Genomic DNA, 16721 nt, shown 5'->3' with positions numbered 1-16721 from the left:
CTTCTTCACACACGCGGCATGGCTGCATCAGGCTTTCGCCCATTGTGCAATATTCCCCACTGCTGCCTCCCGTAGGAGTCTGGGCCGTGTCTCAGTCCCAGTGTGGCTGATCATCCTCTCAAACCAGCTAGGGATCGTCGCCTTGGTAAGCCATTACCTTACCAACTAGCTAATCCCACTTGGGCTAATCAATACGCGAAAGGTGCCGAAGCGTCCCCTCCTTTGGTCCGAAGACATTATGCGGTATTAGCAGTCGTTTCCAACTGTTGTCCCCCACGTAAAGGCATATTCCCAAGCATTACTCACCCGTCCGCCGCTCGTCATCTTCTAGCAAGCTAGAAATGTTACCGCTCGACTTGCATGTGTTAGGCCTGCCGCCAGCGTTCAATCTGAGCCATGATCAAACTCTTCAATCAAAGTTTTTTCGCTCAAAGTAAATACTGAAATTATTACTGTTAAAACAGTGTGTCACTCCAGTCCACTTAAGCTAATTTTTTTCGCTTAGTGCTCTGTGAGTGCTCACACAGATTGCTTGATAAATTGTTAAAGAGCGTTGCTTCTTGTCGAAGCGAGGTGCGCATTCTACGCTTTCCTCTGTGACTGTCAACCGCTTTTTTCATTCTTTTCCGAAGAAATTTTCTTGGGAGAAGATGAAGCGTTTAACCGCCGCTAGTAGAGCCTCAGGCCTTACCAACCCTGACTTGCTATGTGCTTCGCTTTGCAGCGCTGCGTGCCGTGTCAGTGGAGTCGCATTATAGGGAAGCAAACTTTGAAATCAACTGTTATTTGGTTTTTTTTGCATTTAACCAAACATACAACCAAAAGCGTTCATTTATTCAGCAAAAAGGTGCTATTAACAGCACCCTTTATGTTATTTCCCCTATTAACGACAAGCTAAGCTTACTCTTTGTCAGAGGTGTCCGCTGTTTGTTCGGTTTCTGTTTGCTCAATATCTTTTTTGTTGTCACTCACCTTGGTAGGTTTTGCTACAACTTCATCGTGGTCTTCTTCATCACCCACCACATGTTCAATTTTAAGTTCATTTACCGTACGGATAGTATATATAGGTCCCGACACTGCGTAGGCGGCAAATAAGGCAAACAAAATAAGTGCAGGTTTCACCGCTACAACGATAAACACTAACACCACCAGCAATATTGCAAAGAAGGGAACCTTACCTTTCAGGTCGATACCTTTGAAGCTATGGTATTTAAAGTTACTAACCATTAGTAGACCACTCATGACGGTAATGAAGCAGGCTAAGTATTCTAAGCTATTACCAGAGAACTCCATGTCTTGGGCAAACCACACCATACCAGCAATCAACGCAGCAGCAGCAGGGCTAGCTAAACCTTGGAAGAACCGTTTATCCGCTATACCAACTTGCGTATTGAAGCGAGCTAAACGCAACGCGGCGCCTACGGTATAGACAAAAGCGGCTAGCCAACCAATTTTACCTAGGTCATGCAAGGCCCAATTATAAACAACTAACGCCGGTGCAATGCCAAACGATACCATATCGGCCATTGAATCATATTCTGCGCCAAAGGCACTTTCTGTATTGGTTAAACGTGCAACCCTTCCGTCTACACCATCAAAAATCATTGCGACAAATATGGCAATTGCTGCAGCCTCGAACTGCCCATTCATCGATGCAACTACGGCGTAAAATCCTGAAAAAAGACCGGCGGTAGTGAATAAGTTAGGAAGCAAGAAAATGCCTTTCTGGCGGGCCCCATCACTAATTTTTTGTTCTGTCATTAAGTTACTCTGTGAAATTGCCTAAAAAATACAAGGCTAAAAATAGCATATCACCCTAACTGTTAATAGCGACTGACAGACAAATCGGCGCAGATGAACTATATGTTATAGCAACTGAGGCTATCTAGGCAGACAGGTATAAGCCAAAGGCAAACGTCATTTTAGTTGGTGGTTAGGCATGAATATAGAACGGTTGACCGAATGCTTACAATTAAGCACTGAACAAATTGAAAAATTCATCCATTTAGAGACTGAGTACTCTTTTATGATGGATCAGCTGTTTAGCTTTGACGGCGATAGAAAACACATGTGGAAAGCCATGCGTGACCTGATGAAAGAAAAAGACAGTGAGATAATTAAGCTACTGAGCAACAGCCAAATAGAAAGTTACCTCTCGTTTAAATCAGCCCAACAACAACAGCGAAAACGGGGCAGTTAGCGTTCTTGTCACTCACTGCCCGTTACACTCTACAGATACTTAGCCAAATGACAATTCACCGTCAACTACATCGATGCGAATGGTTTTCCCCGGTTCTAGTTTCCCGGCTAATAAGGCTTGCGCTAATGGGTTTTCCAACTGTTGTTGAATAGCCCGTTTGAGTGGACGCGCACCATATACTGGGTCAAAGCCAGCTTGACCGAGCTTATCTAGTACTGCTTCACTAAATTCCAACTTGTAGCCTTTTTCTTCGAGGCGAGGAACCAAGCGTTGTACTTGAATACTGGCAATTTGGCGAATTTGTTGATTTGCCAAGGGATGAAATACTACAGACTCATCGATTCTGTTGATGAACTCAGGTCGGAATTGCTGAGTTAATACTTCCATCAATGCCGTTTTGATTTCTTGGTAAGTCATATCGCCGTGTCGTTCTTGGATAATGTCGGAACCAAGATTAGAAGTCATAATGATAACGGCGTTTCTAAAATCGACGGTGCGACCTTGGCCATCGGTTAGTCGACCATCATCCAATACTTGTAACAAAATATTAAATACGTCGGGGTGCGCTTTTTCGACCTCGTCGAGCAAGATCACTGAGTACGGACGTCGTCTCACCGCTTCCGTTAAATAGCCGCCTTCTTCGTAACCCACATACCCGGGAGGCGCCCCTACCAAACGCGCGACAGAGTGTTTTTCCATAAACTCCGACATGTCGATGCGTACCATTGAGTCTTCGGTATTAAACATGAATTCAGCTAAGGCTTTGCACAGTTCGGTTTTACCCACTCCCGTTGGTCCTAAGAACAAAAATGAACCAATCGGTCGATTGGGATCTGATAAACCGGCTCGGCTACGACGAATGGCATTAGATACAGCTTCGACCGCTTCTTCTTGACCAATCACCCGTGAGTGCAATTGGTCCTCCATACGCAATAGTTTTTCACGCTCACCTTCTAACATCCGGTTGACTGGTATGCCGGTCCAACGTGAAAGCACGTCGGCAATTTCAGCATCAGTGACCTTGTTACGTAACAAGGTCATGTCTTGCATTTCTGCTTGCGAGGCAAGGTCTAATTGTCGTTCTAATTCAGGAATTCGCCCATACTGTAGCTCTGACATACGATTTAGATCACCGGCTCGACGGGCAATGTCCATATCTAAACGAGCTTGTTCTAAATCGGCTTTAATGTGCTGAGTCCCCGTGAGTGCGGCTTTTTCAGCTTTCCACACTTCATCAAGCTCTTTAAACTTAAGTTCTTTGTCGGCAAGTTCATCATCGAGTAAGCCTAAACGCTTCAAACTCGCGCTATCAGACTCTTTTTGTAGTGCCTGACTTTCTAATTTAAGCTGGATTATTTTTCGTTCTAGCTTGTCTAAAGCTTCGGGCTTAGAATCAATTTGTAAGCGAATACTCGACGCGGCCTCATCAATCAGATCAATCGCTTTATCGGGAAGCTGTCTATCTGAAATATAACGGTGAGACAGGCTGGCTGCGGCTACAATCGCAGGGTCGGTAATTTCTACCGAATGATGTAACTCATACCGTTCTTTTAGGCCACGTAAAATGGCAATGGTATCTTCGACACTGGGTTCTTCAATCAATACTTTTTGAAAACGCCTTTCGAGTGCTGCATCTTTCTCTATATATTGGCGATACTCATTCAGGGTCGTCGCTCCCACACAGTGTAATTCTCCCCTTGCTAACGCCGGCTTTAGCATGTTTCCGGCATCCATTGCACCATCACCTTTACCGGCGCCAACCATGGTATGTAATTCGTCAATGAACAAAATCACCTGGCCTTCTTCTTGAGAAAGCTCATTAAGCACCGCTTTAAGTCGTTCTTCAAACTCGCCTCGGTATTTAGCCCCTGCAACCAACGAGCCCATATCAAGAGAAAGCACACGTTTGTTTTTTAAGCCTTCAGGCACTTCGTGGTTAATAATTCGTTGAGCAAGCCCCTCTGCAATAGCGGTTTTCCCCACACCCGGTTCGCCGATTAATACAGGATTATTTTTGGTTCGCCTTTGCAACACTTGGATGGTGCGGCGAATTTCATCATCGCGACCAATCACAGGATCAAGCTTGCCTTGCTCTGCCCGTTCGGTGAGGTCGATAGTAAATTTTTCTAAGGCTTGGCGTTGATCTTCGGCATTGGGGTCATCCACTTTTTGACCACCGCGTAACTTCTCAATCGCTTTATTGATATTTTCTTTGTTCGCTCCCAAGCCGCGCATAATATCGCCCAGCTTGCCTTTATCTTCAGTGACCGCCAAAAAGAAAATCTCTGAAGAGATAAACTTGTCTTTCCGCTTTTGAGCTAACTTATCGCACAAGTTCAGTAACACCACCAATTGGCTTGAAAGCTGCACGTCTCCGCCACTACCTTCCACTCTAGGCAATTGCTCTAAAGCTTGAGATAACTGCGAGCGTAAGGCGCTGCCTTCAATACCGGCTTCAACTAACAAAGGACGTAAAGAAGCCGCATCTTGGTTTAACATAGCCGACATTAAATGCACAGGCTCGATGAATTGATGATCTCTACCTAATGCCAAAGACTGAGCGTCAGATATAGCTAATTGAAATTTGCTGGTAAATCGATCTAGGCGCATACAACACCTCCACTAAAGTTAAGTACGCTATTACCTATTATGTTGGTGTAACAAGACGAGTTTTCAAGATTTAGAGCGTTTAATATTTAAGCTAAATAGCAACTTTGTGACGCTAACGAGTAATTAACCTAGCCAAATAGCTGCAGCCATTCTGCCTGTAGTGGCTTCGCGTCGGTAAGAGTAGAATTGCTGCGGGGATGTAAATGTACATTGGCGATCAGAGTAAATTTCTGTCAGCCCTACGCGCTTGAAACGAAGCTCGGCAAGGGCAAAAATATCGGCTAAATACTTATTAGGATGAAAGCTAGGTTTAAATGCTAGCTGCGCCTGAGGGTCATGCTTCTCAAACTCTCTTTTCACCTCTTGACCCACTTCAAAAGCACTAGGTCCTATCGCAGGCCCCATCCACGCCATCAACGTTGCCGGATCTCTATTCATCTTAGCCACCGCATTTTCTACCACCCCGTTGACCAAGCCTCGCCAACCGGCGTGAACAGCACTGACAACCGTTCCTTGCTGATCACACAATAAAATAGGCAAACAGTCTGCGGTCATCACCACACATGCAGCTTCAGGGCGGCTGGTATAACTGCCATCAGCTTCAATCTGCTGACCAGCGCAACGAGTTGCATCCACCACTTTGGTGCTATGCACTTGTTTTAGCCAGCATACTTTAGTGGGCATGTGTTGCTGAAAGGCAAGGCGATTGGCTTGAACCGCCAGCTCACAGTCACCCACATGATCGCCCAAATTATAGGAATCAAAGGGCGGTAAACTTACCCCACCTAATCTATCACTGTATATAGCAGTAACATTATCAGGACAAGGCCAGTTAACCGAATGGATAGCCACAACTTAGCCTAAATCAGGATTAAGTTTATGGTCGTCACGCAATGCCTGAGCAACGTCTAACATATCTTGAGGAACAGGAGCGTGCCACTCCATCATCTCGCCAGTAATTGGATGTTCCAATTTTAACATCACAGCGTGTAGTGCTTGACGCCTAAACCCACGCATTATTTCAATCAATTCAGGGCTTGAACCTTTAGGTAAACGCAAGCGCCCGTAGGTTTGGTCACCTAATAATGAATGGCCAAGGTGCGCCATGTGCACCCGAATTTGGTGTGTTCGACCCGTTTCTAAGCGAAGGCGGATACGCGTATGTTGGCGGAACTTCTCTGCGACTCGATAGTGAGTGACTGCAGGCTTGCCATTTTCAACTACGGCCATATGGGTTCGTTTGGTGGGGTGGCGGCCGATTGGCTCATCAACTAACCCTCCCGCTGTCATGGTCCCAGTCACAATGGCTTCATATTCACGTGTTACTCGACGCTCTTGCAGAGCCTCGACCAAATGAGTTTGAGCAGGTACTGTTTTAGCGACAACCATTAAACCCGAGGTATCTTTATCAAGCCGATGCACAATCCCGGCACGAGCAACTTCAGCAATACTTGGGTAACGATGCAATAGAGCATTTAGGATAGTACCACTGTTGTTGCCTGCACCTGGGTGCACCACCATATTTATCGGCTTATTGATGACTAGAATATCATCGTCTTCGTAAACCACGTCTAGCTCAATGTTTTCTGCTTGCGCTTCAACCACATCTTCTAACACGGTGCTTAATACAACATCTTCACCGCCCACGACCTTTTCCCTAGGCTTCACCTTAAGTTCGCCATCCAAACGAACACACTCACCCAATATCCATTCTTTTATCCGAGAACGAGAGTAATCGGGAAATAACGTTGCTAGAGCTTGGTCTAAGCGTGCGCCTGCAAGCTCTTCATCGACGATTGCATGCAACTCTAATTGTTGACTCATCTTAGGTATTACCTCTAACGGGAAGGCCAAAACCGGCTATTGTAATCATTCTCAGCCTAAAGCATAGAAGAAAATTGTTTGTTCGATCAGACTCCCACTATATATATCACTCGATGATTGACGGTTTAGGTAGCATAGAGGATACTGTTTGCCCATTATTTAATGGTGATTGGTTTAACGCTAAAACAGTCTAGTCGGCAGGGATTTTATTCTAAATCCAACCTAGCGTTGCTTTGTTACCGTCACATTTATAACCAAGATGATTTGTAATCAAATGAAGCGCGTATATAAACAAACAATTTCTGTAGTATTGCTTGGCCTAATGCTAAGTGCTTGTTCTTCTTCCAAAGAAAAGCCTAAAATCCCTGATAAACCTGCATCAGAGCTCTATGCTGAAGCGCAAACAGCCATCAACAATGGCGCCTTTGGCGATGCTGTAGACAACTTAGAAGCTTTAGATACCCGCTACCCTTTTGGGCCATATTCTAGTCAAGTTCAATTAGACTTACTCTACGTTTATTACAAACGGAGTGATACAGCCATGGCATTAGCCAGTGCTGATCGTTTCATTCGTAATAATCCAACCCATGATAATCTTGACTATGTTTATTACATGCGAGGTTTAACTAACATGGCTGCTGACTATAACTTGTTCCAGAGTGTGGTTGGCATTGATCGCTATGATCGCGACCCAAGTTTTTCTAGCCAAGCCTTTCGTGATTTTGGTCGCTTGATCAATCGATACCCTAATAGCGATTATGCAGCCGATGCCAAACAGCGAATGGTTTATTTAAAAGATAACATCGCTCGACACGAGATAGCGGTGGCACGTTACTACATTAAACGTGAAGCCTATATTGGAGCGATTAACCGTGCGCGCTACATTATCGAAAACTTCCCAGATACACCATCGGCGAGAGAAGCCTTGGATGTAATGGCGCAAGGCTATAAAGCCCTTGGAGTAGACGATATGGCCGCTCAAGCAGAACAGATTTCTGCTGCTAATTTGTAAAATTATTCCAATAAAAAAGGCGAGCTTAGTTAGCTCGCCTTTTTTATAGATACATCAAATTAAATGGCATCTTCATTTTCTTCGCCAGTACGAATTCGAATCACTCTATCTACGTCGCGAACAAAGATTTTACCATCACCAATTTTGCCGGTTTGTGCCGTTTGCACAATAGTTTCAATACAACGTTCTAAATCGTCTTGTTGAACCACCAACTCTAATTTCATTTTTGGCAAGAAATCGACTTTGTACTCAGCGCCACGATACAATTCAGTGTGACCTTTTTGACGACCAAAGCCTTTTACTTCAGTCACTGTCATACCGGTAATACCAATCTCAGCTAAGGCTTCGCGAACATCATCCATCTTGAATGGCTTGATAATGGCTGTTACTTGCTTCATTTGTACTTCCTTATATTTATCATTTTTGTAAATCTACTATGCCTTACTTTAAGCCAAGCGCAACCAACTAACAATATTGAGAAGAGAGCTTAATCAATAAATCTGGCTAAAAGGTCGAATTATGTAAGATAAACGTCACATTAATGTAGCTTTGAGATGAACTAAGCACCAAATAAATCAATATCTTACAGAAAGCCAATACATACCTAACCGCAGCTTTAGTCAAAAAAATATTTAATCGGGCACCAAAAAACCACATTAAGCAATAAAATCATACCGTCCTACACGGCACGCCATGAAGTGGTTGATGGCAAAATAAGGCAGCCCTAAAATCGTAGTAATAAAGATGTCGCGCACTCTCAATGGTGATGCATCAACTTAAAGGCTCTAGTTTATTGAAGCGGTATAATTATTATTTCAGCCATTCGCCCATCCTACACAATATTTCCTGCAGCTTAGTCAATAAGGTATACACTTAAATTAGTAATAGATTCATAGGGATTGTATCTATATATGAAACAAGCGGGATTTACTCTTCTAGAGCTACTCATCACCGTGGCTATTGCGGTTATATTGTTAGGTATTGGCGTACCTAATCTGTCTAACCTATTTCAATTTATGGCCGCAGACGCGTCGACCAATAGAATAATGCGTGAAGTCCGTTTCGCTCGAAGCCAAGCCATCAACCTTAATCAAAGAGTTGTCATTTGTGCACTTCAATCTAATGCTAGCGACTGCGGGGGAGGGGTAAACTCGGGTTTAACCGTGTTTGGCGATGACAATAATAATGGCAAACTAGATACTAGCGAAAAAGTATTGTTAGCGGCAGAACCTTTTAGCAAAGCGGGAAAGGTAGATTTCAGCGGTAATATAAATTCACTGACCTTTGGCAGTGATGGTCTCATATCAGGAAACTCGGGGAGTATATATTTTTGCTCCAATGACAACAGTTATATAGATGGAGTCAAAATTTCATTGGCTGGCAATATTCGCTTTGTCACCGACAGTGAAAAAGCGAGCTGCCCTATCTAGTCCGCTCTAGCCCTATAGTTATCCTAATGTACTAATTCAGAAAACTGAGTATTAGCTTCTTCAGTATTGAAAAGCTGATCCAAATACACGCATTCAAACTGATTGATTGTACCTAACTTTTGCTGCGTTTTCGGGTGATTAAGGTAACGACTTTCCAGTTCAGCTGTAGCAACTTCAAGGTAGTCACTGTCACTCACATTAAGCGGTTTTGGGCTGGCAATAATCACCTGACTTTGGCCGCTATCACCGACCATATAACACTTAACAGTTTGACTAAACCCTAAAGAGCAAGGTAAAGCCAAGATCAAAAATAATATGCTTTTTTTCATAATTTCACCAACAATCAGTGCTTGAGGTACCCGTAGAGCTCACGGCGCTTTTTGCCCCTTCTTCATTAATTGAAAAACTTTTGCAATCTGTATCACTACTTAATTGTGAGCCTATTGCCGTAGCCTTGGCGCTAAAAGTGCCAGCGGCAGCAGAGGCCGTTAAGGTCACCGAGTAATAAGCACTTTCGGTGTTATAACTCGACGCACCAGCCCCCGCTAGACCTAAGTCGGCTAAACTTGCGCTATATTCTGCGTTGTCTGCATAATATTGCTCTTGTAAAACCGCGAGAGTGCTCAACTCTTTCTTTGCCTCTGCTCGACGAGATTCAACCACAAATGAGGTGTAGGCCGGGTACCCTACCGCCGCTAAAATAGCGACAATAGCTACCGCTATCATTAATTCAATAAGGGTGACTCCACGTGAATAATGGCGCATTTAATCCTCTTCATAATAAAAGTAAATTTGCTTCGGACTCATATCCATATTGGCTTCTCTTGAACCCTGCATACAAGCACCCGTCTCTTCACAAGTATGGTCTTGATCGTCATTTTGGTCGTCATACACCAATTCATCACCAGGATCTCCACCAAATACCCGAATAACGGATTCACCCTCTTCATCTTCACCTGAGTGAATAATGAGATCATCAGGTACTTTGTTAGCAACATCATAATAACGATTGGTATTGATACTCGCGCCTATGTGCATGTCTACTGCATATGTTCGGCCTTTCCCTATCGTTGGAATGGTACAGGTCTGCGAGTTGGTGGTTTCGGGGATGAACGAAGTGAAATACACTTCACTGGCGAGTACAATCGCGGCGCCGAGTGATTTCTCACCATCTTCAACCAGGTTATATACCCAGCCATTCGTTGAGCCTAAGGCAATAAGCTGAGTTTCAATCGCAGATTCATCGGTTAAAGATCCAATAGGGTCACTGGTTATGTTGTATAGCTCACTAGAACTAATCGCTACAGGTTGGCTGCCAGAAGCGACTGCGGTGAAATCTGTCGACTGAACATTGTAGTCACGGAACATATAAAATCGATTATCAACCCCACCAGGATCTTTATCACTAACCGGTTTAGTTCTATCACCCGTGCCAATCAGCACCGCATCGTAAGGCACTTGTTGCGAATCGGTAATAGTCACTTCGTTTTCGCCTTCGCCGGTGGTAACCCGAGTGAGTCTCTTCAGGTAGGTTCTAACAATCACTGGTTCGGTAAAAAACTTACGTTTATCAGTAGCGACCGTCGGGTCACTGATATTCGCTAAGGCGGTCATTTTCCATTTACTTTGATCGGAAGAATGTAAATCAACACGCCACACTCGACCTCCCATATCACCGAAATACAGACGGTCAAAGTTACCGTCGCCATTACTGTCTAAGGTGGCTATTTTAGCTGGCACACTATGTGTTAGGCGATCATCTCTTGCATTAGTGAGACTCCAGACTAACGCCCCGCTTATAGCATCTACAATATATAAACCTCGTCCTTTAGTATCAGCAGCAGGGGTGGTTAAATCTTGATTTACATCGTAACCCGCACCAAAAATAACCACCGGATTTGTATGCCCTGGTACATAACCTACCTGAGGTTGAGACCAACTTTGGCCAAGCTCAGAAAAGTTGTCATTAGAACTGTCGATCTTCCATAACATTTTAGGCAAATCTGGATTGGTTAAGTCCATACCGTAATAAACCGCCCCCCCTCGACGTAGTCCTGTAAATACAAGTACTTTGTCTCCGCTAGACGTATATTTACCATCATTGTCGGTATCTTTAAGAAATACAGCCGGGGTACCATCAACCCCATAAATATGCTGAGAGCTAGCAATGTTATTACGTAACGATAGTTGCCTGCCTAATAACTCATAAGGAAACAAGGCCCATGATTCAGACACTGACGAGCCAGTATCTTTGAACATGTGTAAAGCACCGCCGTTGGTCCCGGTTAAAATACGAATATCCATATCATCGGCGTCGGTGCTGTCCTCAGCCACACCAGAACGTAAACCATAGTTAATCACTAGAGGTCGAGAATGCAAAGGATCTCCCATCAAGTCTCGACGAATGGTTGTGCTAGTATCTCCATCATCATTGTCAACGTCTTGACCGCGGATCCAATTAACATGTTCTGCGATATCATCACTGTTTACCCCTAAGTGATTGGCTAAGGCATCCGCAGTCCCAGCTTTACTGGTTAAATTCGTCAGGTTTAGTTGAGAGAAGTTACCGCTGTTACTTTGATTAAAATAAACCATCCTTGCGCTGTTACTGGCGAGTGTTTGTGACACTCCGCCTAACTCAACATTGTTGCCATCTTTCACTGTCGACCAGAAGGTTTTAGCTTCATCGATAATCGAACCATCGGCGCCGATGGCAGGATTACCGTTTTGATCTGCCATGTACCCAGCTGATGAAAGTTCTAATTTTTTAAGATTACCGCGCCACCTTGGATTTAAAGAAGGCTTAAACATCGCATAATAAATACGATCTAAGGTGCGAGTGCGGTCGAAGTTATTACTGGTGACCGCAGGGGATACCAATGAAGAGCTTTCTTCATAGATACCGATCAGCGCTTGGCGAAAAGCCGCTTCTAACGCTACCCCATCTTCTGCGGGATAAAAGCTCCCCTGCGCATTCTCTGCAGTAGCAGTAAGCATCGCCGTGCCACCTTCAATGACATCTTCACCAAAACCAATGGTTGATATTTTGGCGTATTGCCGTCCCGTCATATTAGGATTGATATCATTGGTATTCATCCATTTAGACAAAACAGGTAAATAACTGGTTTCGCTTCCCGTACCAAAACCGACCGGATCTTTCCAAGTACAAGCGGCGACCGTGGTGGCATTATCACAGCCAGGTACATTGGCGGTATTAATAGGTAATGCGGTAACATTGCTATTTTCGTCGGCATCAACACTCGGCGTGCCGTCGGTGACATAGATAATATTAATTGAGCTATCACAGCCTACTTCGTAGGGCGAAATGTAGTTGTTGCCAGACTCAATGCTCCTATCTCGATCATTACGCTCATTGTTATTGCCACTCTTGCCGTAATCAACCGCTTCACCAGCAAAGTAGTGCTTAGCTTCCATCAATGTTTCAACTAAGGGAGTGCCGCCGTCTGCGGTTAGCTCAATGATGTCAGAGATTAAATCGTCATTATCATCTGAGGCTTGAATACCGCGAATAACTCGACCACCATCATTGGACCGATTAAATACCATCAAACCAAACTTAACCCCGTTAATGGTACTTAGTGCATTTTCCATCGCCTCTTGCGCGATTTCGATACGCGGGCGAGTGGTGGTGGCATCACTATGGTGATACCAGCGTAAATAGTTTGCTGAATAGAGCGTTATCAAATACCCATCATCAAAACTATCTTTAGTGGTTTGTTCTGCATCGGCTTTCACTAAGGTGTAAAAATCTTCAGTATTGTTTGCCGCCCCATTAATTGGATGTCCTTGCGGAGCAGCCACATAAGAATTATTACTTTCACGGTATTGGCCAGGATTAATGGTAGAGACAATTTTGTCGTAGAACGTACCGTCATCAGCCTGCAACTTAACGGTAAAGGAGCGTTCGTTACCGCTATCGTCTAGCAGCTTACCATCTGTCGCATCACTGGCTAATTCATAATCATCTAGGCAGTCTAAGACCGTGTAATTGGCACCATTATTAAGCCGAACATCATCCCAAGAACCGGTTTGCCCTTGAGTGCGATGCTCTCTGAAATACCCGGTAAAAATGCCATTTTTGGCCAAAGCTTCATAAGACGCCGCGCAATTGTTAATGTCCCAGATAAACCGACGGTCATCATTAGCACCCGTGGGGATATAAGACCCGTCGACACCGTTAACCGTGAAGTAAATAAAGTCGTTATCTAGGCTATTTTGTGAGTTAATCGCAATCGGGTAGTTTTGGTAGCTAACATCACCACTAGCATCACGGTTATAGCCTTCACGCGTGGTGATATTCCACGCCATGCTGCCAGAGGTATCAAAAATAATCAGTACTTTAGGGTCTGCTGAGCTTAGGCTATTAAAATCAAATAAAAATAATTCAGTGTCATCGGCCCATACAGGAAGGGTCACACCAGCCGAGAGAACCACTGCAAGCAGTCCAGCGCTTAATCGACCATTCATAACTCTCTCCTCGAATTTAACTTATGGCGACAGAAAAACAGACACCATTGACCCATTATTTATAACAGTGGTTGCTCTAGCCCTGCAGCGAGTGAAGTAGCAGAGCGCTTAGATTTCCCGTAGTGCTTAGTCACCTGCACCCTGACATAACGACACTCAGTAATGGCGTTATTACTACTGGCGTTAAAACTGCGCGCACATACACTATCTACATTGTGGCTTAAGGTTCCATCAGCATCGGCAACCATGGTGGCCACGGCCATTGAGGATGCGGGTGACATCGAGCCAATAACGCCTTGCAAAGTGGGCTCTATGACTAATTCGTTCATATCACCTTCCAAAACATGTTCTGCCCCCAAGCGATCGCTCATGGCAGAAACGACTTTCAAGCCCTGATTGGCACTGGTTAATAGAACGCCGCCTAAAAAGCTCAAAATAAGCAAAAACAGCATTGCAACGAATAAGGCGGCTCCTTGTTGATTAAGAGGCAGAGTAGTCTTGATCATTAGTACACCATGTTCCTTAACGACACGACTGATTCGAATAACGCCCTTCGGTAATGATCATTTGCGGCAGCAACCGGCATATCACCTAAGGTATAGCTGTTTGTATTAGTATAGTTTTGATCTTCAGTTAACGAGCGAACTAATAAAAAAAGCTTAGCCCCAATAACCCGTCCTTCACTCCACTGTTGCGGGCTTATGCTATTAGCGGCAACAAAATCATTGATCACTCCATCTTGAGTGGTATCGGTATCAACCCCAAGTAACACCCGCATTCGCTCTATCCCTTCAACTAGCGGACCATTGCCAAGGATCTTCATACCGCTATCATTATCAAGATATAGCTGACGTAAAACCGGCAATCCAGACTGAGCGCTCACATCTAAGTAATAAACGATATGTTGGTATTCCCATATCTGGCGACCCGGCATAGCCACTTCGGTTGGCCAAGGGTCACTAACGGTGAAAATCTGCGCACCGGCAGTATTAGCGGCAAAATAATACCGGTCATCGTCTAACTCAGCCGCGCTTTGCTTAGGAGAGCCAATCACCCGTTTTATGCCGATGACATCTGAATCAACCACTAAATTACTGCGATCACTAACACAAGCATATTGCCCACTTAAAGAATTAGAACTACTTACTTGGCCGACAAATAAGGAGCTAAAACGCCCTTCACTGGATGGAAAAGATCCTTCAGGGGAACCACCAATCCAATCAATCCTACAATCATTTGCTGCGCTAATATCGGTGGCAAGTAAAGTGACACCCGCTCCCCTAACCATAGGGTTACCCGTGTATTCACCAAAAAAACCTACCATTTTCAAATCGCGGGTAATGAGGTGCATGGCGATACGCCCGCTCTCCATCAGTTGTTCACTATGGTAAGTAGACTCGGTACTACGCTGCGATGCCACAAGGAAGCTACCAATACCAGCAGTGAGAAATAGGCCAATTACGATGGCGATCATCCATTCGACTAAGGTAAAGCCACGTTGCCTAGATATAGTCATGATGCCACCCAAGTAGTGAGCGCCATTTTCCGGCGGTCCTCAGACTGAGATTGACAGTTACTCACCACAGTGTTGGTACTATCAATCCCGGTGAAAGACTTTCTTGATTGCCAAGTCACTACCACGGTTAGCTCACCATTGGCACTCAGCAGCACACAACCATTTGGTTTGACTAAACCACCTTTACTGTGCGCGGCTTTGGCATAGAGGGCGTATTCCCAATGGTACAAATCATAATTAACCACATCGGCTAGGCTGCAGTTGCTCATCACACCACTATCTTCAGCGCAACTAGGCTTACTTCTGGCAGCTTGCCCATCGCCAACTGTAACAGTGGCTGGATTATTCGCTTGCCACGCCAAGTGATTTAAACGAACTCGCTCAACCATATCTTCAGCAGCTAACATGGCGAGGGTTCTTTGGTGAGTTTCAAAACTAGATCGTTTGGCCACCGCTTGCATAGCGACTACCGCTAACAAACCAATAGCTAATATAAATGAAGTGACGATCACTTCTATCAGAGTAAAACCTCTGCATTGTGGAGTTATTCTATTTCGCATCTAAACCTACCTATCCCTGATGCATTAACTAGCATTTGTTAGATGCACACTCCTTTTGCACCTAGTTATTTAGGGTATAGCGCAAAAAAGAAGGCCATGCCTTCTTTTTTAGGGGATTTGCGAGAAAGGGATTAGTTTTTCTGAACGACGCGTAACTCAGCAGGGACTTCAAAAATGGTATTTTCTTCACGGCCTGGATTTTCAGTAACCGTCACCCCACCCATGGCTTTCAGGCCAAAAACAACCTCTTGGACTAATATTTCAGGTGCAGAGGCACCAGCGGTGACACCGACGCGACTATCGGCTTTAAACCATTGGCCATTGATGTCACTCACGCCGTCAATGAGGTAGGCTGCCGCACCCGATTTTTCGGCTTTTTCGCGTAATCGATTAGAGTTGGATGAGTTCTTCGACCCTACCACCAACACCACATCAGATTTTTCAGCTAAATCTTTCACTGCATCTTGACGGTTTTGCGTGGCATAACAAATATCATCTTTACGCGGGCCTTGGATCTTAGAAAACTTGACACGCAATGCATCAATAATCGCTGAAGTATCATCTACAGATAAAGTAGTTTGAGTACAATAAAACAGCTGCTCAGGTTTTTTCACCTGTAAGTGGGCGACGTCATCAACGGTTTCAACCAAGTAAATCCCCCCTTCAGCGTTATCGTATTGGCCCATAGTACCGTTGACTTCAGGATGACCGTGGTGGCCAATCAAGACACACTCAATACCTTTACGGCTAGCGCGGGTGACCTCCATATGAACCTTAGTCACTAGAGGGCATGTAGCATCAAATATTTTCAGGGCTCGCTGTTTCGCTTCAACCCTTACTGCTTGAGACACACCATGTGCACTAAAAATACAAATGCTCCCCTCAGGAACATCGCTCAGTTCATCAACAAACTCGGCACCGCGTTTACGCAAACCATCAACCACGTAACGGTTATGAACCACTTCGTGACGCACGTAAATAGGTGCGCCAAACATTTCTAAGGCACGTTCAACAATAGAAATGGCTCGGTCTACACCAGCGCAAAAACCACGAGGATTAGCTAACAGTATTTCCACTATTG

General features: G+C 44.5%; 15 protein-coding genes and 1 rRNA gene (1 of these 16 running past the window's edge). 3 read left to right on the top strand and 13 right to left on the bottom strand.

The genetic code is table 11. The annotated features are described in order from the left end of the window. Both ACVFI8_RS15375 and pssA read right to left on the bottom strand, forming a co-directional pair. Positions 1 to 416: ribosomal RNA gene (locus tag ACVFI8_RS15375) — 16S ribosomal RNA — on the bottom strand (it extends 1127 nt beyond the left edge of the window). Positions 417 to 900: 484 nt separating this feature from the next. Next, a complete protein-coding gene (gene pssA / locus ACVFI8_RS15370; protein WP_248712698.1) occupies positions 901 to 1761 on the bottom strand; it encodes a CDP-diacylglycerol--serine O-phosphatidyltransferase in 861 nt (286 codons plus the stop codon). Positions 1762 to 1939: 178 nt separating this feature from the next. Here pssA and ACVFI8_RS15365 point away from each other — a divergent pair, with 178 nt between their 5' ends. Then, positions 1940 to 2200: a hypothetical protein gene (locus ACVFI8_RS15365; protein ID WP_457871816.1), complete on the top strand. Its 261-nt coding sequence runs from the start codon at positions 1940 to 1942 to the stop codon at positions 2198 to 2200. A gap of 39 nt (positions 2201 to 2239) precedes the next feature. Here the strand turns inward: ACVFI8_RS15365 and clpB are convergent, their stop codons facing one another. From clpB to rluD, 3 genes are all read right to left on the bottom strand, one after another. Beyond that, positions 2240 to 4810 carry an ATP-dependent chaperone ClpB gene (clpB, locus tag ACVFI8_RS15360; protein WP_457871815.1) on the bottom strand — a complete coding sequence of 857 codons (2571 nt, stop codon included), beginning with the start codon at positions 4808 to 4810 and terminating at the stop codon, positions 2240 to 2242. Between the two features lie 123 nt (positions 4811 to 4933). Further along, the gene (pgeF, locus tag ACVFI8_RS15355; protein ID WP_457871814.1) at positions 4934 to 5662 is read right to left on the bottom strand and encodes a peptidoglycan editing factor PgeF; all 729 of its coding nucleotides are present in this window, start codon (positions 5660 to 5662) and stop codon (positions 4934 to 4936) included. Between the two features lie 3 nt (positions 5663 to 5665). Beyond that, positions 5666 to 6634 (bottom strand): 23S rRNA pseudouridine(1911/1915/1917) synthase RluD, encoded by a 969-nt coding sequence (rluD, locus tag ACVFI8_RS15350; protein ID WP_248712702.1) that lies wholly within the window; start codon positions 6632 to 6634, stop codon positions 5666 to 5668. 274 nt (positions 6635 to 6908) lie between these two features. On the opposite strand from rluD, the gene bamD reads away from it, so the two are divergent. After that, positions 6909 to 7646: an outer membrane protein assembly factor BamD gene (gene bamD, locus ACVFI8_RS15345; RefSeq protein WP_248712703.1), complete on the top strand. Its 738-nt coding sequence runs from the start codon at positions 6909 to 6911 to the stop codon at positions 7644 to 7646. A 59-nt stretch (positions 7647 to 7705) separates the two neighbouring features. Here the strand turns inward: bamD and ACVFI8_RS15340 are convergent, their stop codons facing one another. Beyond that, on the bottom strand, positions 7706 to 8044 hold the full coding sequence (locus tag ACVFI8_RS15340) for a P-II family nitrogen regulator (RefSeq protein ID WP_137674920.1): 339 nt from the start codon (positions 8042 to 8044) through the stop codon (positions 7706 to 7708). A 513-nt stretch (positions 8045 to 8557) separates the two neighbouring features. On the opposite strand from ACVFI8_RS15340, the gene ACVFI8_RS15335 reads away from it, so the two are divergent. Continuing rightward, complete coding sequence (locus ACVFI8_RS15335; RefSeq protein ID WP_457871813.1) at positions 8558 to 9076, top strand: GspH/FimT family pseudopilin; 519 nt, start codon at positions 8558 to 8560, stop codon at positions 9074 to 9076. A 23-nt stretch (positions 9077 to 9099) separates the two neighbouring features. On the opposite strand, the gene ACVFI8_RS15330 is transcribed toward ACVFI8_RS15335, so the two are convergent. The 7 genes from ACVFI8_RS15330 to ispH all read right to left on the bottom strand — a co-directional run bounded on the left by ACVFI8_RS15330 (position 9100) and on the right by ispH (position 16716). Next, positions 9100 to 9405: a hypothetical protein gene (locus tag ACVFI8_RS15330; protein ID WP_457871812.1), complete on the bottom strand. Its 306-nt coding sequence runs from the start codon at positions 9403 to 9405 to the stop codon at positions 9100 to 9102. Positions 9406 to 9409: 4 nt separating this feature from the next. Next, entirely contained in the window at positions 9410 to 9841 is a 432-nt protein-coding gene (locus ACVFI8_RS15325; protein ID WP_305883133.1) for a type IV pilin protein, read from the bottom strand. Then, the gene (locus ACVFI8_RS15320) at positions 9842 to 13564 is read right to left on the bottom strand and encodes a pilus assembly protein (RefSeq protein WP_457871811.1); all 3723 of its coding nucleotides are present in this window, start codon (positions 13562 to 13564) and stop codon (positions 9842 to 9844) included. Positions 13565 to 13623: 59 nt separating this feature from the next. After that, complete coding sequence (locus ACVFI8_RS15315) at positions 13624 to 14070, bottom strand: hypothetical protein (RefSeq protein WP_457871810.1); 447 nt, start codon at positions 14068 to 14070, stop codon at positions 13624 to 13626. Beyond that, positions 14070 to 15080: a PilW family protein gene (locus ACVFI8_RS15310; RefSeq protein ID WP_457871809.1), complete on the bottom strand. Its 1011-nt coding sequence runs from the start codon at positions 15078 to 15080 to the stop codon at positions 14070 to 14072. Before ACVFI8_RS15310 ends, ACVFI8_RS15315 begins: the two co-directional genes overlap by 1 nt. Next, positions 15077 to 15640, bottom strand: a complete 564-nt coding sequence (gene pilV / locus ACVFI8_RS15305) for a type IV pilus modification protein PilV (RefSeq protein WP_248712709.1) — start codon at positions 15638 to 15640, stop codon at positions 15077 to 15079. The genes ACVFI8_RS15310 and pilV overlap by 4 nt, the downstream gene beginning before the upstream one ends. Before the next feature lie 131 nt (positions 15641 to 15771). Further along, on the bottom strand, positions 15772 to 16716 hold the full coding sequence (ispH, locus tag ACVFI8_RS15300) for a 4-hydroxy-3-methylbut-2-enyl diphosphate reductase (RefSeq protein ID WP_457871808.1): 945 nt from the start codon (positions 16714 to 16716) through the stop codon (positions 15772 to 15774). Positions 16717 to 16721: the final 5 nt, after the last annotated feature.

This window comes from Agarivorans sp. MS3-6 (assembly GCF_054112545.1).
The sequence above is the reverse complement of the archived record's forward strand: the minus strand, read 5'-3'. Positions and strand labels throughout refer to the sequence as shown.